Genomic DNA, 19730 nt, shown 5'->3' with positions numbered 1-19730 from the left:
GAAACCGAGTCTTAACTGGGCGTATAGTTGCAAGGTATAGACCCGAAACCCGGTGATCTAGCCATGGGCAGGTTGAAGGTTGAGTAACATCAACTGGAGGACCGAACCCACTAACGTTGAAAAGTTAGGGGATGACCTGTGGCTAGGAGTGAAAGGCTAATCAAACCGGGAGATAGCTGGTTCTCCCCGAAATCTATTTAGGTAGAGCCTCGGACGAATACTTACGGGGGTAGAGCACTGTTAAGGCTAGGGGGTCATCCCGACTTACCAACCCTTTGCAAACTCCGAATACCGTAAAGTACTATCCGGGAGACACACGGCGGGTGCTAACGTCCGTCGTGAAGAGGGAAACAACCCAGACCGCCAGCTAAGGTCCCAAAGTCATAGTTAAGTGGGAAACGATGTGGAAAGGCCCAGACAGCCAGGAGGTTGGCTTAGAAGCAGCCATCCTTTAAAGAAAGCGTAATAGCTCACTGGTCGAGTCGGTCTGCGCGGAAGATGTAACGGGGCTAAACTATGCACCGAAGCTGCGGATTCAAACTTTGTTTGAGTGGTAGGGGAGCGTTCTGTAAGCCGTTGAAGGTGTACCGGGAGGTATGCTGGAGGTATCAGAAGTGCGAATGCTGACATGAGTAACGATAATGCGGGTGAAAAACCCGCACGCCGGAAGACCAAGGGTTCCTATCCCATGTTAATCAGGGTAGGGTAAGTCGACCCCTAAGGCGAGGCCGAAAGGCGTAGTCGATGGGAAACGGGTTAATATTCCCGTACTTGGTATAATTGCGATGGGGGGACGGAGCAGGCTAAACAAGCATGGCGTTGGTTGTCCATGTGAAAGTGAGTAGGTTGAGAGTTTAGGAAAATCCGGACTCTTAAGACTGAGACACGAGACGAGCACCCAAGGGTGTGAAGTTGTTGATGCCATACTTCCAGGAAAAGCCTCTAAGCTTCAGATTATACCGAATCGTACCCCAAACCGACACAGGTGGTCAGGTAGAGAATACTAAGGCGCTTGAGAGAACTCGGGTGAAGGAACTAGGCAAAATTGTACCGTAACTTCGGGAGAAGGTACGCTCCTATCTGTGATGAGACTTGCTCTCTAAGCGGACGGGAGCCGCAGTGACCAGGTGGCTGGGACTGTTTATTAAAAACACAGCACTGTGCAAAATCGCAAGATGACGTATACGGTGTGACACCTGCCCGGTGCCGGAAGGTTAATTGATGGGGTTAGTTTTCGGACGAAGCTCTTGATCGAAGCCCCGGTAAACGGCGGCCGTAACTATAACGGTCCTAAGGTAGCGAAATTCCTTGTCGGGTAAGTTCCGACCTGCACGAATGGTGTAACCATGGCCACGCTGTCTCCACCCGAGACTCAGTGAAATTGAAATCGCAGTGAAGATGCTGTGTACCCGCGGCTAGACGGAAAGACCCCGTGAACCTTTACTACAGCTTGGCACTGAACATTGACCCTACATGTGTAGGATAGGTGGGAGGCTTTGAAGCAGAAACGCTAGTTTTTGTGGAGCCGTCCTTGAAATACCACCCTTGTAGTGTTGATGTTCTAACGTTGGTCCCTTATCGGGATTACGGACAGTGCCTGGTGGGTAGTTTGACTGGGGCGGTCTCCTCCCAAAGAGTAACGGAGGAGCACGAAGGTTGGCTAAGTACGGTCGGACATCGTACGGTTAGTGTAATGGTAGAAGCCAGCTTAACTGCGAGACAGACACGTCGAGCAGGTACGAAAGTAGGTCATAGTGATCCGGTGGTTCTGAATGGAAGGGCCATCGCTCAACGGATAAAAGGTACTCCGGGGATAACAGGCTGATACCGCCCAAGAGTTCATATCGACGGCGGTGTTTGGCACCTCGATGTCGGCTCATCACATCCTGGGGCTGAAGTCGGTCCCAAGGGTATGGCTGTTCGCCATTTAAAGTGGTACGCGAGCTGGGTTTAGAACGTCGTGAGACAGTTCGGTCCCTATCTGCCGTGGGCGTTTGAGAATTGAGAGGGGTTGCTCCTAGTACGAGAGGACCGGAGTGAACGAACCGCTGGTGTTCGGGTTGTCATGCCAATGGCACTGCCCGGTAGCTACGTTCGGAACTGATAAGCGCTGAAAGCATCTAAGCGCGAAGCAGGCCTCGAGATGAGTTCTCACTAGACTTTTAAAGTCTCTGAAGGGCCGTTGAAGACTACAACGTTGATAGGCAGGATGTGGAAGTGGTGTGAGCCATTAAGCTAACCTGTACTAATTACCCGTGAGGCTTAACCATACAACGCCAAACGCGTTTTATGACAGCGTAACGAACAGAAGTTAAGTTACTAAAGTAGACATTTACTTGATATCAGAATTCCAAATTTATGTAGGGTGAACCGCAACGCTTAATGCGAAATCAGTTCACCTTGCGCAAAGGACTCGTAAGCGCTACGCGCTTTGTCGAGAATCCTTTCCACGCCTTTTGCTTGGTGACAATAGCGTTTTGGACCCACCTGACCCCATGCCGAACTCAGTAGTGAAACGAAACAGCGCCGATGATAGTGTAGCAGCTGCTATGTGAAAGTAGGTCATCGCCAGGCTCCAAATTAGAGAAAGCCCGATTCGAAAGAGTCGGGCTTTTTTGCGTTTTAGCTGTCAGCTGTCAGCTGTCAGCCGTCAGTTGAACTGTGGGGTTGTTTAGTGCAGATACTCCCTCAGCAACAAACCCCGTAGGAGGCACTTCAGTGCCGAATTTAGACCAGAACAAACACATTCATGGCTAAAGCCATTCCTACGTGATGAGAAGGTTAGACGTTAGATATTAGATGTCAGTTGATCTACCGGGTTGTTAGGTAACTGAGTCACCCTCAGCAACAAACCCTGTAGGAGGTACTTCAGTGCCGAATTCAGACCTTTACAAACATATTCATGGCTAAAGTAATTCCTACAAGTACACTTTGCCTAGAACCTAGAACCTAGAACCTAGAACCTAGAACCTAGAACCTAGAACCTAGAACCTAGAACCTAGAACCTCCAGCAGAGGTAGACGCAGCACCAAACACCTCCAACGAGCGGCTGATCGCTGACGGCTGAAAGCTGATAGCTCTGTGTTGGGTTTCGCTTCGCTCTAGCCAACCTACGCCAGATCTCAAGCTTTACTCTTTCAACTTTCCACTCGCTAACTTAGCTTTTGCTAACTTTCCCCTCGCTAACTTACTTTTATAACACTCATTCCCCTTGTCTTTGCTCTGCTTTGGCAAGCTGAATGTATTTTGTTTCGACTAGTTGTGAGAGGGGAACAAGTTCGAAGCCTTGTTGTTGTAGTTCAGGGAGGGCTTGTTGTAGAAAAGCAACGGTTTCTGGGTAGGGGTGGGCAATGGCGATTGCGTAGTTGAAGTGTTCAGCTTTGCTTTTTAGCTCTTCTAGTTGATGTTGTAGCTGACTTTGGGTGACATTGTTATCAAGAAAAACATGACGAGATACATTAGCCACACCATAGAGGTTAGCAACGTTTTGTGCTTCACTTCGACTCGTTGTACGGCTATCTAAGAAGTATAAACCGCGTTTCTTTAATATTTCCATCGTCCATTTCATTGGCTCTGTAAGTTGTGTTAACTCAGAGCCCATGTGGTTATTGACCCCTTTTACTTGTGGTAGAGAGGCTAATGCATGGCCAAGGGTTGTTTGTAACTCTGACTTACTCATAGTATCAGTGAGTGCACCCGGACCAAGTGCTTTAGTTTTATCAAGCGCTTGCATTGGTACATGTAAAAGTAGTTCTTTATGAGTTCTACTGGCGCGTTCAGCAAATATTTGCGAATAGGGTGTATGGGGCAAGATTGAGAAGGTCACTTGCCCTGGTAAGTTTAATATTTCAAGATCTCGCTGATGATTGCCTATATCATCAATTACTATGGCTATTTGCTTTGCTTGGCAGAATAGCGGTAGGCAACATACGGCGAGTAATAAGCCTGTTTTTAAGTTCACTTTTTGTAATTATTATATCCGTTGTGAGCATTTACTTACTGCATAATAACGAGCTGCTTTGCTGTAAGTTGCTTTTTGTCTTGTCTATCTAGAAGTGAGCTAAAAAGCGCCAATTCTTGGATGTTTTTTATTATAACGCCTTGGTCAATTTCTGAAAGCATTGTTTGATTAATACTCACATCTGGGGTGATCCCTTTACCATCGATAGATTGACCCGCAGGTGTGTAATAACGTGCTGTAGTCAGTTTTAATGCGGTATTACCGTTACCTAAAGGTATCAGCGATTGCACTGAGCCCTTACCAAAAGAAGTTTCGCCAATTAGCACCGCTCGTTGATTATCTCTTAATGCTGCTGCAAGTATTTCAGCGGCAGAGGCTGAGTTTTCGTTAATCAGTACAGCAATGGGAGCGCCACTGAGTATGTCGCCTTTATGGGCTTTATAATTCTGATTAGCTTCATTAAAGCGGCCTTTGGTTGACACTATGGTGCCGTTATCTAAAAACAGATCTGCAACTTCAATGGCCCCTTGTAATGTACCGCCTGGGTTATCGCGTAAATCAATAATTAAACCTGAAAGAGGGAAGCTATTGGTGACCTGCATTTTTGCAAGCTCCCGAGCAACATCGTGTAATGTGTGGTTATTGAATGAGTTGATACTGATAAGCGCAACGCCTGTATCTGCTAAATGGCCATGAACGCTTTGTAAGTTGATTTGTTGGCGCTTAATCGAGAAGTTTAGCTCAGTATCTTTCTCTCTTTTAACAGCGACATCGACAGCACTTTGACCGCTTTGGCGAATTAATTTAGCCACTTCTTCGATGCTTTTGTCTAAAATAGGTTGTTGATTAATCGCAATAACTTCATCATTTACCTGAAGACCCGCAAGCGCCGCAGGTGAGTTATTAATAGTGTTAACAATATACACGCGACCATCTTCAACTTTTACTTCGATACCGAGTCCTGTGTATCTACCATTAGTGCTACTGAAGATAGCATCGAGCTCAGTTTCATCCAGATATTTTGAATATGGATCAAGGCGTTCGAATAACGCTTCGACTTGTAAGTTATCAGGCTGGGTTACAAATGTGTTTTGTAGTTTCAGATCATCAACATAATATGTATGGATATTAAATAGGATTTCGTTTAGTTGCTGATGCTGTAGTGACTGTAACGAGGGTTTTGCAACAGCCTGAAACGATTGCAGTATCAGGCATAGCAAGCTGACAAGTAATAAAAAAGACAGCTGAGTAAAAAACTTAGCTGGGGAAAAATGAGCTTTGTAAGAGTAAGTTGTGTTTAGCATCAGCTGCTCCTCATAGAGTGCAGCTATTTAATCAATTAAATGCGTCTGCACCATTTTACAGGATTTACTGCGCGTCCTTTGTGGCGTATTTCAAAGTATAGACCAGGATCCGGTTGTCCGCCGCTTTGACCGACTAATGCAATTGTTTCGCCTTCTCTAACAAGGTCGCCAACATCGCGAAGTAGAGTTTGAGCGTGACCATATAAGCTCATAAAGCCATCGCCATGATCAATAGCGATAACCCAGCCAAAGCCATTTAGCCAGTCTGCGTAAACAACTTGGCCGTTCTGTACGCTTTTAACATTACTGCCTTCTTTAGCGCTGATAAGTACGCCTTTCCAATCTATGTTGCCGTGCTTGCGTTGCCCAAAGCGGTGGCGTAATGCCCCTTTAGTTGGCCAGTCGAGTTTGCCCTTACTACTTTGTAAGCCTAGTAATTCAACCTTTTCACTTCGCTCTTGTTCAAGCTCTTCAATGGCGGTGATCAGGGTTTGCTCATTTTCTTTTAAGTAATCAATAGAGCTTTTAGTTTCTTTTAACGCTGACTGGAGTTTATTGAGGTTAGTTTTACGCTCTTGTTGTGCATTGACTAGAGCTTGCTGGCGCCTTTTTTGCTCATCATATAAGGCAACTAGACGTTGTTTGGTTTTTTCAAGCTGAGCTTGGTTGTCTGCAATTTCTTGCTGTAGTGCTTTGAGCTCTTCAATTTGCTCAATACGTGCTTTATTTAAATAATTATAATAACTTAGTGTGCGCTCAATTTTGGCTGTGTCTTGTTGGTTAAGCAACATTTTTGAGTAGTCATGGCTACCCGCCATGTAGGCGCTTTTTAGTTGTGCAGCTAATAAGGTTTGGCGCTGTGCTTGCTGGGCTTTAAGTTGCTCGGCTTTAGCTTGTTGTTCTCGCTGTTGTTGCTCATTTTCTTTAACAGATTGGGCGGCAAGGTTTAATGCTTTTGCATTTTGAGCTATGTCGAGTTCATGGGCGCGCAGATCTTTGCGCATTTGGGCAATGGACTTGCGTTGACCTTTAAGCTCAGCCTCTGTTTTTTGTAAAGCTGATTGAATGTCTGATAAGTCTTTTTTGGTTTGATCTTCATTAGCAACAACCGAAGTTGCTACTAATGAAGTCAGTATTAAACCAGTTTTAAGGAAGTGGTTAATACATTTACTCATAGCTTATTTCAGCGTCATGATTGGTTTACCAGTCATTTCACTTGGCTGCTCTAAGCCGAGTAGGTGAAGCATGGTTGGAGCCACGTCACTCAATGTTTTACCATCATGTGGTGTTGCATCACGGCCAACATAGATAAATGGCACTGGCTCACTGGTGTGTGCGGTATGTGCTTGGCCCGTTGCTGGGTTAGCCATTTGTTCAGCATTACCATGATCGGCTGTAATAAGCGCTTCACCACCATGTTCTTCAAGTGCTGCAACTACACGACCAATACAATGATCAACTGCTTCACATGCTTTCACTGCTGCTTCGAATACACCTGAGTGACCTACCATGTCTCCGTTAGGGTAGTTACAGATGATGGCATCGTATTTACCGCTAGCGATTGCTTCAACCAATTTATCGGTCAGCATTTCAGAGTTCATTTCTGGTTGCAGATCGTATGTTGCAACTTGTGGTGATGGAATTAGTTCGCGAGTCTCACCAACAAATTCATCTTCACGGCCACCGCTGAAGAAAAAGGTCACGTGTGCGTATTTTTCTGTTTCAGAAATACGTAGCTGTGTTTTACCTTGCTTCTCTAACCATTCGCCTAATACATTTGTTAAAGGCTCTGGGGCAAACGCAATCGGCGCTTTAATGTCTGCTGCGTACTCTGTCATCATCACAAAAGCGCTTAACTGTGGTGATTTTTTCTTATCAAAACCACTGAAGTCAGCATCAACAAAGGCACGAGTCATTTCACGTGCTCGGTCTGCTCTGAAGTTAGCAAAGATAACTGTGTCGCCGTCATTGATCTCAGCAGCTGCTTGGCCTTCTGGCACAACAGTTGTTGCTGCTACGAACTCGTCGTTCTCGTCACGTGCGTATGCGGCTTCTAGTGCGGTTACACCGTCAGTGTAGCTGTATTCAGCAATGCCACTAACCATAACATCATATGCAAGCTCGACACGATTCCAACGGTTATCGCGGTCCATTGCATAGTAACGACCAACAAGCGTCGCTAAACGGCCACAGCCAAGTTCTGCAAATAAGGCTTCGATGCGCTCAATTGATGCTTTTGCACTACGTGGCGGTGTGTCACGGCCGTCTAAGAAACCGTGGAAGTAAACTTCTTTTGCACCGCGCTTAGCAGCAAGTTCAATCGTTGCCACAATGTGGTCTTCATGACTATGAACACCACCTGGGCTTAAAAGCCCCATAATATGCACGGCTTTGCCTGCATTTACAGCTTTGTCGATATTATCAACAAGCGCTGGGTTGCTATCGAACTCACCATCATCAATGGCTTTTGTGATGCGAGTAAAGTCTTGATAAACGATACGGCCAGCACCTAAATTTACGTGACCTACTTCAGAGTTACCCATTTGTCCTGCAGGTAAACCAACATCAAGTCCCGAACCTGAAATTAATGTATGTGGGCGGGTTGCCCAAAGGTTGTCGAGTACTGGGGTATTAGCAGCAAGTATGGCGTTACTTTCTGTGTCTTCACGGTATCCCCAACCGTCTAAGATCATTAATACCAATGGTTTTTTATGCTCTGTCATTATAGCTCCTGAAGATTGGCACTTATATATCACTAGCATACCGTGTTTTATGGTTTTGATCAGCTATCAATATGTCATATTAAAATATTTCACGCCCTAGCATTTTCAATTCAAGCACGTATACTTGCGTGGCAAATTTTAATTAACCCATGGCTATGCGCTGTGGTATCTAAATTTCTTAGTGGAAAACGCATGGATCAATATATTGAATTTATCTCAAATCATCCGGTTTTGAGCATTATCTGGTTAGCATTAGTCGCTATGCTGATCAGCAGTTGGTTTAAAAGTAAATTTTCGGCTATCCGTCAAATCAACCCACAGCAACTTACCTTGCTAATTAACCGTGATGATGGTCAAGTGATTGATATACGTGCACAAAAAGAGTTTAACTCTGGCCGTATTGCAGGCGCAACTCACTTAAATCCAGAAAAAGCAAAGCAATCTGATTTTTCAAGCCTTGAAAAGTTTAAGACTAAACCCATTATACTAGTATGTACCACGGGCATGACTGCCTCAGGTATCGCAACTGCAATGCATAAAGCAGGTTTTGAGCGTGTTTATGTATTAGCGGGCGGTATGGGCGCTTGGCAATCAGCTAGCTTACCTACAACGACCGGTCGTTAATAAGGCTCACTGCCCGATAGAGGAATTATTATGAGTAATGTTGTTCTTTACACAAAAGCATACTGTCCATTCTGCCAACGTGCTTTGGCGTTATTAGACAGTAAAGGTGTAGACTACACGAATATCGATATTGGTGTTCACCCTGAGCGTCGTGATGAAATGATCGACAAAGCAAATGGTGGTTACACAGTTCCGCAAATTTTCATTAATGATGAACATATCGGCGGTTGTGACGACATGATGGCAATTGAAGCGCAAGGCCTTTTAGACGCAAAGCTTAACGCTTAATAAACTTTAAATATAAAAACGAATACAAGTTAGGAATTACAATGAACGAAGAAAATCAAAACGCAGCAGCAGAACAAGCCGGCGCTCAATTCTCAATCCAACGCATCTATACTAAAGATGTTTCATTTGAGACGCCTAACTCACCTGCTATTTTCCAAAAAGAGTGGACTCCTGAAGTTAAGCTTGACTTAGATACTCGTTCTAACAAATTAGAAGAAGGCGTGTTTGAGGTTGTTCTTGCTTTAACAGTAACAGCTTCAATCGGTGAAGAAACTGCATTCCTATGTGAAATCCAACAAGCGGGTATTTTCACAATTGGCGAAGTTGAAGAAGTTCAACTTGCACACATGTTAGGTGCTTTCTGCCCGAACGTACTTTTCCCTTACGCACGTGAAGCAGTATCAAACCTAGTTAACCGTGGTACTTTCCCACAATTAAACTTAGCGCCAGTTAACTTTGACGCACTATTTGCTCAATACATGCAACAACGTGCTGCTCAAGACCAACAGGCAACTGCAGACGCATAAGCTATGAGTACAGCACAATCAGCTGTTACAGTATTAGGGGCGGGGTCTTATGGCACCGCCCTTGCTATTTGCTTTGCCAGAAATGGCCACCCAGTGACTTTGTGGGGCCGCAATAGCGATGACGTTGCTACGCTTGCAGCTGAGCGAAAGAATCAACGTTATGTTCCGGATGTTAGCTTTCCTGAAACCCTCCAACTAGAAGCAGATTTAGAAACGGCAGTTAAAGCAAGCAAGATCATTTTGGTTGTTGTGCCGAGTCATGCTTTTGCTGGCACGCTGCAAAAAATCAAACCTTGGTTGTCAGAAGGTGCTGAAGTTGCATGGGCTACCAAAGGTTTAGAGCCAAATACAGGGCGTTTACTGCAAGAAGTAGCGGTACAAGAGCTAGGCGATGATGTTCCTCTGGCTGTGCTTTCAGGACCTACTTTTGCAAAAGAAATGGCAATGGGCTTACCAACCGCTATTTCGGTGTCGTCGACCTCTAAAGACTTCGCTAAGCAATTAGCTGACCTTTTACACTGTGGCCGCTCATTTAGGGTTTATAACAATGATGACTTCATTGGTATACAGCTTGGTGGCGCAGTTAAAAATGTGATTGCGATTGGCGCAGGTATGTCTGATGGTTTTGGCTTTGGTGCTAACGCACGTACTGCCTTAATCACTCGCGGTTTAGCTGAGCTGTGCCGTTTAGGGTGTGCATTAGGTGCTCGTTCAGATACCTTTATGGGGATGGCTGGCCTCGGTGACTTAATCTTAACCTGTACAGATAACCAATCTCGTAACCGTCGCTTTGGTCTTGCTCTTGGCAAGGGTGAAGGCGTAGAAGCTGCAATTGAATCTATTGGTCAGGTTGTTGAAGGCTATAGAAATACCAAAGAAGTGTATTTACTTGCTGAGCGCACAGGTATTGAAATGCCAATAACGGAGCAAATTTACCAAGTACTTTATGAAAATAAAGATGTAAAAGAAGCTGCGATGGCACTACTTGGCCGTGAGCAAAAATCTGAATAATTTAGATTGTGCATTGTTAAAAAAAAACGCGATTTATTAATCGCGTTTTTTATTTGATGTACCGTTGCAACCACTAGCTAGATTGCTGCTTTTCTAGCGTGTCATTAATAAATTCGCTGACTTGATTGGCTTTTAATGGCTTGCAGTAATAGTAACCTTGTTGAAAATGACAACCCATAATATGCAGCATGTAGGCTTGCTCTTCAGTTTCTACTCCTTCAGCAACCACATTTATGTCCAAATACTTAGCTAGCCGCACTATGGTGGCGGTGATATTACGGTCTTGGTCGTTTTTATCGATATCTTTAACGAATGATTTGTCGATTTTGAGTGTATCGATTGGAAAACGCTTTAAGTAACTGAGTGATGAATGACCTGTTCCAAAGTCATCCAGCGCGATGTGCACACCAATCGATTTAATGCGCTTCATTTGCTGCTCTGCAAATTCAGGATTATCCATCATGGCGCTTTCTGTGATCTCGAGTTCTAAGCAATGTGCTGGAACGTCAAATTTAGCCAAGTTGTCGATGAGTGTTTCAATAAGGCTACTTTGCTGAAAGTGTAAGGCTGAAATATTAATAGCGACATTACCAAACGAAATGTTTTGTTTTCGCCACTGGGCTAGTTGATTAAGCAGCTGCTCCATCAGTAATTGGGTGAGCGGAATAATGGCACCATTTTGTTCGGCAAGCGGAATGAACTCATCGGGGTTAATAACACTGCCATCTTCTTGAGGCCAGCGAACTAATGCTTCAAAGCCGTATAACTGATTATGCTGGGCATCAAACTTAGGCTGAAAATAAAGCTCAAACTCATTGTTGGTGATTGCTTTGAATAAAGCACTCTCTTTGGTTAATTCGGTTGGGTCGAGGGTATGACGGTCTTTATCAAAAAATTGATACGTATTACGGCCCATTTTTTTTGCATGATTCAAAGCACTATTTGCGCTGCGCATTAAGTATTCACAGTTGTAGGCGTTGTCTGGGTAGATAGCAAGACCACAACAGGCAGATAGTGAAGTCTCAAAACCATCTAACATAAATGGGGTTTTAAACTGCTGAAGCACGATGTCTGCGGTTTTTTTAGCAAAAAATACGGTTTGACCAGAATAAAGGTAGGGCGGCACGAGTACCGCAAATTCATCTGCACCGAGTCTTGCAATGGTAAAGCCTGAATTTAGAGAGTCAGTTAAACGACAGGCTACTTCTTTTAGTAGTACATCGCCAATTGTGTGACCAAGGGAGTCGTTAATCTTTTTGAAATTGTCTATGTCGATAAAGATGATTAGTAGACTAGGGTAAGTGTCGTTACAAGCATTGATTGCTTTTTCAAGGGACTCTATAAAAATGGCGCGGTTTGATAAGCCTGTGACACTGTCTTTGGTCGTGAGCTTGAGCATAGTTCGCTCGTTATTCTTACGGGCAGTGACATCAGAAAACATGCCAACGTAACGTACAGAGTTTTTTGCAAAGCGTGGTGTGGTCACTTTTGTAATACACAAATCAATGGCGTAGGGTTGCCCATCTTTGCGTAAATTCCAAATTTCGCCAGACCAATAACCATCATTACTCAGCTCTTGTTGGATGATTTCTTCGAGTTGTGTATCACGACCAGCTTGCGTTAATGCTTTGAATTTTTTACCAAGTACATCGGCTTTCTTATAACCCGATATTTCACTAAATGCGTTATTGATTTCTATGATCCTAAACTGTTCATCGGTGACCCAAATGCCATCTTTAGACTGGGAAAGTAGGGCATCCATCAGCGTCATCTTTTGGTTTCTTTGATAGTAAATGACTGCACCAATGAGGATGACAATCGCTAAAAAGATCAGTAGTAACAGGGGCGTTGTATTAGGGGCTTGCGAGATAGAGGGATTAGACACAGCAGCAGAAGCAGCACTATAAAAGTGCTGCATCAGCAAAATGATACTGCATACTCTGGCGAAAAAGCGCATTAAAATCCATCTTTAGGAACAAACTAACCTATTTAGGTTAGTCCATAAAAAATGGTCGTGCTAAACAATTAGTAAATATTTATTACAAGCGCTTTTTCAATGAGTTATTGACCGTTCACAAACCCCAGCTGACGCCAAGATTCATAAACAAATACAGCAACTGAGTTAGATAAGTTCATACTACGGCTATCTTTTTGCATTGGAATGCGTACACGTTGCTCTTTCGGCAACGATTGAATGAGTTCATCAGGTAAGCCACGCGTTTCAGGGCCAAACACTAAACAATCACCAGGTTGGTATTGTGCTTGATGGTGAAATTGACTGCCCTTTGTGGTGCAAGCATAGACTTTTTTCGGTTGGCATTTTTCTAGATATGCTTCAAACGAGGCATGGCGCTGTACATGGCTAAACTCATGATAATCAAGACCTGCACGTTTTACGCGTTTATCATCCCACTCAAAACCAAGGGGTTCAATTAGGTGTAACGCATAACCTGTGTTTGCGCATAAGCGAATGATATTACCCGTGTTTGGTGGAATTTCTGGTTGGTACAACACAATATCAAGCATGTGAATCTCATTTATAAGGATTTGATCTGCTGCTGAGTATACACGAACTAGAATTAAAAGATGATATACTCAACACAGTTACTCACTAAAGGTAAGTTGTTGTGCAGCATCGTAGTTATGAGTTTTGGGTTAAAACAGCCAGTATAGTCACCATTGTTATGGTGAGTTTAATGATCGCAGCAAAAAGCTGGGCTTGGCTTGCATCTGGCTCGGCGTCAATGCTGGGTTCATTGACCGATTCGTTAATGGATATCACAGCCTCACTGATGAGTTTTTTAGTGCTAGGTTATGCACTACGCCCTGCTGATGACGACCATCGCTTTGGTCACGGAAAAGCCGAAGCATTAGCCGGGCTTGCACAGGCCGCTTTTATAGCTGGCTCAGGTTGCTTTTTAGCGTTTCATGGCATTGAGCGCTTATTTAATCCGGTAACCTTAAAGCATTCAGACCTTGGTATTTGGGTTAGTATTTTCGCTATTGTTTGTACGCTCGTGGTGGTGTTTGTACAAACTAAGGTGATTAATCACACCGAATCAATCGCCATTAAAGCAGACTCAATTCACTATAAAGGCGATTTAATCTTAAACTTGGCGGTATTACTGGCAATTGTGTTAGCTAAGTACGGCGTCGCTTATGCCGATCCATTATTTGCTATTGGGGTGGCTGTTTATTTACTTTATAACAGCTGGGATATTGCTCGCGAAAGTGCTGATCACTTAATGGATAAAGAGCTCCCAGATGAAGAAAAACAACAAATACTGGCCATTGTGAATAGCCATCAAGACGTATTTGGCGCCCATGATATTCGCACCCGCCAAGGTGGTAAAATTAAGTTTATTCAGATGCATTTAGAGCTGGAAGACTCATTATCATTGATAAGAGCGCATCAAGTTGCTGATGAAGTAGAAGCGTTAATTCAAACGCATTTTGATTGTGAAATGGATATTTTGATGCACCTAGACCCACTTTCTGTGGTTAACAAAACACGTCAAAGTTCTGCACAAAATTGATAAAAATCGCTGAGTATTGTTTGTCTGATCTCGTCGCGTTCACACAATAGTTCGTGGCGAGCGCCCGCATAGCTTTTTAGTTGTGCTTGCTTTTGCCTATGGGTAAGTGCAAATTGCGCAGCGTTATCGACCACAGTATCTTGCTCGGCGCTTGCGATAAACAAAGGAATATCGACTTTTTTATCGACTAAAGAAGCAATAAAATCAAACGATGCATTGAGCCAGCCATAGGTTACGCCACCTAGTTGTAAATCACCTTCTGCTGCATAAAGCTCTCTGAACAGTTTATATCGAATTTCACTACTGGTTAGTTCATTAGCTGCAAAGTCGACTGGTAAATAATCGCTTTGGCCAAATGCGTAGCTGCGGCCAAGACCAAGTAAGGATGCAATTTTAGCAGCCAGTTTTGCTACAGGCTTTGGCGTGCCTTTGGTATAGATATCAAACATCGGCGCTGATAAAAAAGCACCCGCAAATTGATGCTGATAGCGCGATAGGTAATCATAGGCAATGGCACTGCCCATAGAGTGGCCAAGCAAAACCTGCTTTCCTTGCCAGTGTTGATGCACCACTTTTTCTATAAATACAGCAAAGTCATCTGCGTAGTCAGTAAAGCGGTTTACAAAACCCTTATGAGTGTTTTTTAAATGACGATAAGAGCGACCTTGCCCTTGGTGATCAACACTAAAAACTGCAAAGCCATTTTGATATAGCTCCCACAGCAACTCTTTGTACTTAATTAAAGACTCTATTCGGCCAGTACTGATAACGATGGCCGTTTTTGCTTGTTGGGGAATTGCATAGCCGTAATAAAGCTTGCCATGAGCGGTGCTCAGAAAGTCTTGCTGTAATTGCTCAGAAAAAAACTGATTAATATTAGGTAGGTTATTAACAAGACTTGCTTCGCTACTATAAAACATTTACTCACTCTTATAAGGTAGGCGGATGTTTACGCACAGTCCGCCATGTTCTTGGTTTTCAAGTGTTAGTGTACCATCATGTGCTGAGATAGCATTCTTTGCAATAGCAAGACCTAAGCCCGTGCCGCCAGTGCTTCTATCACGTGCATGCTCCTGACGGAAGAAAGGTTCACACAGCCTTGCTAGGTTTGCTTCATCAACCCCTTTACCGTCATCACAAATAGTGATGTAGATAGCATCTGATTCAACTAAGCCTATTGAGATTGAATGTTCTGCGTATTTAATGGCATTGCGAAGTACATTCTCAAGCGCGCTGGCTATTAAGGTTTCATCGCATTTTAAATCGGCTGTTAGTGTACCATTTACGATAAGCTCTTTATTACTTTGCCTGGCCTCAAATTGAGCATCGTTGAGTACATGATCAACAATCACTTGTAAGGATTGTGTACTCAACGCCAGAGTCTGGCTTTTGGCTTCTAAGCGTGAAACTTGAAGTACATCGGCAATCATTTTATCGAGCTGATTGGCCTCTTTTTCAATGCGCTCTAAATAAGCGTGTTGAGCATCATCGGCTTGCATTTGTGCAAGGCCTGTAGCCATTTTTAAGCGCGTTAATGGTGAACGTAGTTCATGAGAAATATCTGCTAGCAGTCGTTTTTGAGCGCTAATAAGCTGCTCAAGTTGTACTGCCATGGTATTAAAGTCACGACCAAGTACACCTAACTCATCTTGACGAGTAGGAGATACATCGGCACGGGCAGTTAAATCGCCATGAGCAAGCTTTTTTGCGGTTTCTTTTAAACTATTAATAGGTGCAATTAAGTTACGGCTAAAGAAGAAACTCAACATCAATGAGGCGATTAAAGCAATAAGCAGCTTGAGCCAAACTGGCATTAGCCATAGGCTGACAAAAAACGGTTTCTTGCGTTTTTCATCGATTTCATAAAGATAAAATTTACCTTCGGGTACATTCAAAGCTACCGGCCCATAAGCTTGGTATTCATCGGTAAAAATAATTTGCGGACGCATATATTTGGTAAAGTTCAGCAAGCTTAAATCAATGTCTTTGGATACAGGTTCGCTAAGCATTTCAACACCATGAACCTCACCATTTAAGTACAGTAATTTATGCTTTGATAAGCGCGGATGAGATAAAACCTCTTGGGTTGATTTTCCGTGTTTAGCAACAATGCGTTCAATACTTTTAGCAGTGTACTCAAGATTTTTCAGCATGGGTCCACGCAGGTCGTCATTGCCCACATTGCTCGTTAACTGGCTTAAAAACACCAGTATTGTGATAGTCGCTATGACAGTAACCCAAAACCAAGCAAATATTTTTAAAAACAAATAATGGCGGGGATGCTTTAGCCAGCTTGGAGTTTGCATATTATTCGCCTTGTATTAATACATAACCACTGCCACGCATGGTTTTGATCCGTTCATTACTAACATGCTCTGCAATTTTTTTACGGATGTTGCTGACATGCATATCGATTGAGCGGTCAAAAGGAGCAAGGCGTCTACCTAATACTTGCTCACTTATTTGCTCTTTGCTGATCACTTCACCGGCATGTTGCACTAGCATGGCAAGGATCTCATACTCAGTGCCGGTTAGGCTCAGTACATTATCTTTAACAGAAGCTTCTCGTGTTGCGAAATTAACATTGATGCTGTTAACACTCAATGAGCTGGTCTGTTGGCTCGATAAGCTATTGATATGTTCTATGCGACGGGTAATTGCTTTAACGCGAGCTAGCAGTTCTCTGTGGTTAAATGGCTTAGGAATATAATCATCTGCGCCTAGCTCTAAACCAAAGATACGATCAAAGTCTTCGCCTTTCGCGGTTAGCATGATCACCGGAGTAAGCTTATGTTGTCTTAACTGCTTTAGCACCTCAAAGCCATCCATAGAGGGTAGCATCACATCAAGCAATATTAGCTCATAGTTATGCTTAATAGCTTGCTTTAGGCCTTCAGCGCCATCATGAACACACTCTACTGTAAAACCTTGTGCTGATAAGTACTCGCTGAGTAATTCGCACAATCCTGTATCGTCGTCGATCATTAATAGTTTCATTCTGACACCTAGCTATTTATTTCTTTAAGGTTATTTTACTCAGTAAATTGTGTAAAAGTGAATCTTTACACAACCTTTACACTGGTTTGCGTTCCTTTGCATTGAATTAGTTATAGTTAACCCATCAGTCGGAAACGACAACAGAGCACAACCCAACAAAAGGTAATGATTATGACTATTTCAAATAAGCTTTCTAAATTCGTACTTGTTTGTGGTTTAGCAGCAGCCAGTGTAGGTGCTACTTCAGCAATGGCGAAAGGAGACTTTAACCGTGGTATGAACCCACAGGCTCGTTTTTTACTTTCTGAGCGTGGTATTGATAAATTACAACTTACCGAAGAGCAGCAAACGCAACTTAAAGCGATTTTTGCCGAGCAGAAAACACAATTTGAAGCACTGCGTGGCGATAAAGATGCAATGAAAGCCGCTCGTGCTGCACACAAAGAGAAAATGGATGCGTTATTAGCAACAAAAGCATTTGACGAAAATGCAGCATTAGAGCTGATTAAAGCGCGCCAAGAAAAAGGCCAGCAGTTTGCCATGCTAAAAATGAAATCTGACCATGCGATTTGGCAGGTTTTAAATGAAGAACAGCGTGAAAGCTATCAAGAGATTAAAAAGCATCTTCGTAAAAAAGGTTACAAAAAGGGCCACCATGGTCATCGAGGCGAACGCAAAGCTGAGCGTTCTGAAGGTTAGAAGTGATAGGTTATATTAAAAAATGCGGCAATTGCCGCATTTTTTGTATTTGACGCTTTATTCTTTAAAGAATGAATCATCGTTTTTAGCCAGCATTGCTTCGATATCTTCAATCATATCTTGGCTCAAATCATTAGCATTGCTAATTGGGCTAGAAATTTTATTGTTTTCAAACGACCACTCGCCTAAATCAATTAGCTGGCAGCGTTTTGAGCAAAATGGGCGATGCGGGCTTTGCTCTGACCATTCAACTTTGGCTTTGCATGTTGGGCAGTTTACAACTGTTGGCATGGAATAACTCTCAAATAAGCACTTTTGTCAGATCTTACTGAACAGTTAGCTGATAATCCAGTAACGAATTTGTTTAGAAACTCGTTACTCGGTTTATTTCTGCTAAAGAGGTAACGCCATCAGCGGCTTTTTTCAGGCCAGATAAACGCAGATCATTAAAGCCTGAGCGCAGAGATACTTCAGCGATTTCGAGTGAGTTACCACCACGCATAATAATTTGTGCTATTTCAGGGGTAATTTGCATTACCTCATAAATACCAACTCGACCTTTATAGCCTTCAGTACAGCTATCGCATCCTTTTGGTGCGAATAACTGAACCTCATTGAGCTTGTCTTTATCAAAACCTTGGCGAATCAATTCTTCATCAGGTAGTTTTTCTGGTGTTTTACACTTAGGGCAAAGTCGTCTTGCTAGACGCTGCGCAATAATAAGGCTGATTGAACTTGCTACGTTATAAGCAGGAACACCCATATTTAAAAGACGAGTAAGAGTTTCTGGTGCAGAGTTTGTATGCAGAGTTGATAATACCAAGTGACCTGTTTGCGCCGCTTTAATTGCTATTTCAGCGGTTTCAAGGTCACGGATCTCACCAACCATTACGACATCGGGATCTTGTCGTAAGAAAGCCTTTAATGCATTGGCAAAGGTCATATCTGCCTTTGGATTAATTTGTACTTGGTTAATCCCTTCAAGGTTGATCTCTACTGGATCTTCGGCGGTACTGATATTACGCTCTGGCTGGTTAAGAATATTCAAACCCGTATAAAGTGATACCGTTTTACCAGAGCCCGTTGGACCGGTTACTAAGATCATGCCTTGTGGTTGCTCAAGTGCGTCCATGTAGAGTTTTTTCTGCTCAGGTTCATAACCAAGCACATCGATACCTAGCATAGCACTTGATGAGTCGAGAATACGCATTACGATTTTCTCGCCCCAAAGGGTAGGCAAGGTACTGACACGGAAGTCGATACTTTTACGTTCAGTAATTTTAAGCTTAATACGGCCGTCTTGAGGTTTACGTTTTTCTGCTATATCAAGTCGTGACATAACCTTGATACGTGCAGATAAACGGCTCGCTAAGCTATTTGGTGGACTTGCCATTTCATGCAAAATACCATCGATGCGAAAACGCACACGGTAGCGGTGTTCATAAGGTTCAAAGTGTAGATCCGAGGCTCCTTTTTTAATTGCGTCCATCAAAATTTTATTGATGTAAACGATAATAGGGGCATCGTCTTTATCTTCATCTTTGCTGGCTAAATCGCGAGGGGCTTCTGTTTCAAGCTCACCAAGCTCTTTAAACTCATCTTCACTTAAATGTAAGCCACCTGCGGCATCAAGTAATTGCTCAATTTTGTTTTCAAGTTGCGTGTAATCAACAACGACCACTTCGCATGAAAGGCCAGTACTAAATTCAAAGTTTTCAAAGGCACCGTAGTCGGTTGGATCTGAGGCTGCAATGTAGAGCTTACGGCCCTTTTTAACTAGAGGTAAAATGTGGTGCTCACGAATTAGTTTATCTTTAACTAGTTCTTCGCTAATGTTCGCAACGTCAAAGTCTTTGATGTCAAAATAAGGCACACGAAAAAGGTCTGTACATTGCTCTGCGAGCTCATGGCCAGCCATTCCACATGTTTTAGAAATAAGCTCTGCAGTAGAGTTATATTCGCGCTGCTTTGATTTTACGGTCTCTGCATCAATGCGACCGAGTGTAATAAATTTTCGAAGTAGCGGTGAGTTTATATTCATTGCGCACCTAGATTGATCC

17 protein-coding genes and 2 rRNA genes (1 of these 19 cut by a window edge) are annotated in these 19730 nt (G+C 43.2%); 8 read left to right on the top strand and 11 right to left on the bottom strand.

Features of this window, described 5'->3' with window-relative positions:
• Together AADY36_RS14080 and rrf are read left to right on the top strand one after the other, a co-directional pair.
• Positions 1-2270 (top strand): 23S ribosomal RNA (locus AADY36_RS14080); it begins 613 nt to the left of the window's first position.
• Positions 2271-2459: 189 nt separating this feature from the next.
• Positions 2460-2574 (top strand): 5S ribosomal RNA (gene rrf / locus AADY36_RS14075).
• A 628-nt stretch (positions 2575-3202) separates the two neighbouring features.
• On the opposite strand, the gene AADY36_RS14070 is transcribed toward rrf, so the two are convergent.
• Genes AADY36_RS14070 through gpmM form a run of 4 tightly spaced genes read right to left on the bottom strand, consistent with a single transcriptional unit; the run spans position 3203 to position 7988 of the window.
• Positions 3203-3961, bottom strand: a complete 759-nt coding sequence (locus tag AADY36_RS14070) for a divergent polysaccharide deacetylase family protein (protein ID WP_054562806.1) — start codon at positions 3959-3961, stop codon at positions 3203-3205.
• A gap of 35 nt (positions 3962-3996) precedes the next feature.
• Positions 3997-5265, bottom strand: coding sequence for a S41 family peptidase (locus AADY36_RS14065; RefSeq protein WP_055022088.1), 1269 nt, complete (start codon positions 5263-5265; stop codon positions 3997-3999).
• Between the two features lie 35 nt (positions 5266-5300).
• Positions 5301-6440, bottom strand: coding sequence for a murein hydrolase activator EnvC family protein (locus AADY36_RS14060; protein ID WP_054562804.1), 1140 nt, complete (start codon positions 6438-6440; stop codon positions 5301-5303).
• Between the two features lie 3 nt (positions 6441-6443).
• Positions 6444-7988, bottom strand: coding sequence for a 2,3-bisphosphoglycerate-independent phosphoglycerate mutase (gene gpmM, locus AADY36_RS14055; protein WP_054562803.1), 1545 nt, complete (start codon positions 7986-7988; stop codon positions 6444-6446).
• Positions 7989-8180: 192 nt separating this feature from the next.
• Here gpmM and AADY36_RS14050 point away from each other — a divergent pair, with 192 nt between their 5' ends.
• The 4 genes from AADY36_RS14050 to gpsA are packed head-to-tail and all read left to right on the top strand — an operon-like array spanning position 8181 to position 10438.
• On the top strand, positions 8181-8612 hold the full coding sequence (locus AADY36_RS14050) for a rhodanese-like domain-containing protein (protein WP_054562817.1): 432 nt from the start codon (positions 8181-8183) through the stop codon (positions 8610-8612).
• A 30-nt stretch (positions 8613-8642) separates the two neighbouring features.
• Positions 8643-8900 carry a glutaredoxin 3 gene (gene grxC / locus AADY36_RS14045; RefSeq protein WP_054550973.1) on the top strand — a complete coding sequence of 86 codons (258 nt, stop codon included), beginning with the start codon at positions 8643-8645 and terminating at the stop codon, positions 8898-8900.
• Positions 8901-8941: 41 nt separating this feature from the next.
• The gene (gene secB, locus AADY36_RS14040; RefSeq protein ID WP_054550974.1) at positions 8942-9427 is read left to right on the top strand and encodes a protein-export chaperone SecB; all 486 of its coding nucleotides are present in this window, start codon (positions 8942-8944) and stop codon (positions 9425-9427) included.
• 3 nt (positions 9428-9430) lie between these two features.
• Entirely contained in the window at positions 9431-10438 is a 1008-nt protein-coding gene (gene gpsA / locus AADY36_RS14035) for an NAD(P)H-dependent glycerol-3-phosphate dehydrogenase (protein WP_055022087.1), read from the top strand.
• 73 nt (positions 10439-10511) lie between these two features.
• Here the strand turns inward: gpsA and AADY36_RS14030 are convergent, their stop codons facing one another.
• A complete protein-coding gene (locus AADY36_RS14030) occupies positions 10512-12356 on the bottom strand; it encodes a putative bifunctional diguanylate cyclase/phosphodiesterase (protein ID WP_342409104.1) in 1845 nt (614 codons plus the stop codon).
• Positions 12357-12499: 143 nt separating this feature from the next.
• The gene (gene trmL, locus AADY36_RS14025; RefSeq protein ID WP_054550977.1) at positions 12500-12964 is read right to left on the bottom strand and encodes a tRNA (uridine(34)/cytosine(34)/5-carboxymethylaminomethyluridine(34)-2'-O)-methyltransferase TrmL; all 465 of its coding nucleotides are present in this window, start codon (positions 12962-12964) and stop codon (positions 12500-12502) included.
• A 101-nt stretch (positions 12965-13065) separates the two neighbouring features.
• Between trmL and AADY36_RS14020 the strand changes: the two genes are divergently transcribed.
• The gene (locus tag AADY36_RS14020; RefSeq protein WP_082401648.1) at positions 13066-13974 is read left to right on the top strand and encodes a cation diffusion facilitator family transporter; all 909 of its coding nucleotides are present in this window, start codon (positions 13066-13068) and stop codon (positions 13972-13974) included.
• Here the strand turns inward: AADY36_RS14020 and AADY36_RS14015 are convergent.
• Genes AADY36_RS14015 through AADY36_RS14005 form a run of 3 tightly spaced genes read right to left on the bottom strand, consistent with a single transcriptional unit; the run spans position 13953 to position 16971 of the window.
• A complete protein-coding gene (locus AADY36_RS14015; protein WP_054562800.1) occupies positions 13953-14894 on the bottom strand; it encodes an alpha/beta fold hydrolase in 942 nt (313 codons plus the stop codon). The genes AADY36_RS14020 and AADY36_RS14015 overlap by 22 nt on opposite strands.
• Positions 14895-16280, bottom strand: a complete 1386-nt coding sequence (locus AADY36_RS14010) for an ATP-binding protein (protein ID WP_082423013.1) — start codon at positions 16278-16280, stop codon at positions 14895-14897.
• A gap of 1 nt (position 16281) precedes the next feature.
• The gene (locus AADY36_RS14005; protein ID WP_054562799.1) at positions 16282-16971 is read right to left on the bottom strand and encodes a response regulator; all 690 of its coding nucleotides are present in this window, start codon (positions 16969-16971) and stop codon (positions 16282-16284) included.
• A 171-nt stretch (positions 16972-17142) separates the two neighbouring features.
• On the opposite strand from AADY36_RS14005, the gene AADY36_RS14000 reads away from it, so the two are divergent.
• Entirely contained in the window at positions 17143-17670 is a 528-nt protein-coding gene (locus AADY36_RS14000) for a Spy/CpxP family protein refolding chaperone (protein WP_055022085.1), read from the top strand.
• Between the two features lie 57 nt (positions 17671-17727).
• On the opposite strand, the gene yacG is transcribed toward AADY36_RS14000, so the two are convergent.
• Together yacG and pilB are read right to left on the bottom strand one after the other, a co-directional pair.
• The gene (yacG, locus tag AADY36_RS13995; RefSeq protein ID WP_054562797.1) at positions 17728-17961 is read right to left on the bottom strand and encodes a DNA gyrase inhibitor YacG; all 234 of its coding nucleotides are present in this window, start codon (positions 17959-17961) and stop codon (positions 17728-17730) included.
• Between the two features lie 73 nt (positions 17962-18034).
• Complete coding sequence (gene pilB / locus AADY36_RS13990) at positions 18035-19711, bottom strand: type IV-A pilus assembly ATPase PilB (protein WP_055022084.1); 1677 nt, start codon at positions 19709-19711, stop codon at positions 18035-18037.
• Between the last annotated feature and the right edge of the window lie 19 nt (positions 19712-19730).

The organism is Pseudoalteromonas sp. D15MCD-2 (assembly GCF_038562745.1).
Taxonomy (GTDB): domain Bacteria; phylum Pseudomonadota; class Gammaproteobacteria; order Enterobacterales; family Alteromonadaceae; genus Pseudoalteromonas.
The sequence above is the reverse complement of the archived record's forward strand: the minus strand, read 5'-3'. Positions and strand labels throughout refer to the sequence as shown.

What these genes read in the sequence shown, in the direction of transcription:
- AADY36_RS14065 (WP_055022088.1), bottom strand. Translation starts at nt 5,265, where the DNA reads ATGCTAAACACAACTTACTCTTACAAAGCTCATTTTTCCCCAGCTAAG.
- AADY36_RS14060 (WP_054562804.1), bottom strand. Translation starts at nt 6,440, where the DNA reads ATGAGTAAATGTATTAACCACTTCCTTAAAACTGGTTTAATACTGACT.
- gpmM (WP_054562803.1), bottom strand. Translation starts at nt 7,988, where the DNA reads ATGACAGAGCATAAAAAACCATTGGTATTAATGATCTTAGACGGTTGG.
- AADY36_RS14050 (WP_054562817.1), top strand. Translation starts at nt 8,181, where the DNA reads ATGGATCAATATATTGAATTTATCTCAAATCATCCGGTTTTGAGCATT.
- grxC (WP_054550973.1), top strand. Translation starts at nt 8,643, where the DNA reads ATGAGTAATGTTGTTCTTTACACAAAAGCATACTGTCCATTCTGCCAA.
- secB (WP_054550974.1), top strand. Translation starts at nt 8,942, where the DNA reads ATGAACGAAGAAAATCAAAACGCAGCAGCAGAACAAGCCGGCGCTCAA.
- gpsA (WP_055022087.1), top strand. Translation starts at nt 9,431, where the DNA reads ATGAGTACAGCACAATCAGCTGTTACAGTATTAGGGGCGGGGTCTTAT.
- AADY36_RS14030 (WP_342409104.1), bottom strand. Translation starts at nt 12,356, where the DNA reads ATGCAGCACTTTTATAGTGCTGCTTCTGCTGCTGTGTCTAATCCCTCT.
- trmL (WP_054550977.1), bottom strand. Translation starts at nt 12,964, where the DNA reads ATGCTTGATATTGTGTTGTACCAACCAGAAATTCCACCAAACACGGGT.
- AADY36_RS14015 (WP_054562800.1), bottom strand. Translation starts at nt 14,894, where the DNA reads ATGTTTTATAGTAGCGAAGCAAGTCTTGTTAATAACCTACCTAATATT.
- AADY36_RS14010 (WP_082423013.1), bottom strand. Translation starts at nt 16,280, where the DNA reads ATGCAAACTCCAAGCTGGCTAAAGCATCCCCGCCATTATTTGTTTTTA.
- AADY36_RS14005 (WP_054562799.1), bottom strand. Translation starts at nt 16,971, where the DNA reads ATGAAACTATTAATGATCGACGACGATACAGGATTGTGCGAATTACTC.
- AADY36_RS14000 (WP_055022085.1), top strand. Translation starts at nt 17,143, where the DNA reads ATGACTATTTCAAATAAGCTTTCTAAATTCGTACTTGTTTGTGGTTTA.
- yacG (WP_054562797.1), bottom strand. Translation starts at nt 17,961, where the DNA reads ATGCCAACAGTTGTAAACTGCCCAACATGCAAAGCCAAAGTTGAATGG.
- pilB (WP_055022084.1), bottom strand. Translation starts at nt 19,711, where the DNA reads ATGAATATAAACTCACCGCTACTTCGAAAATTTATTACACTCGGTCGC.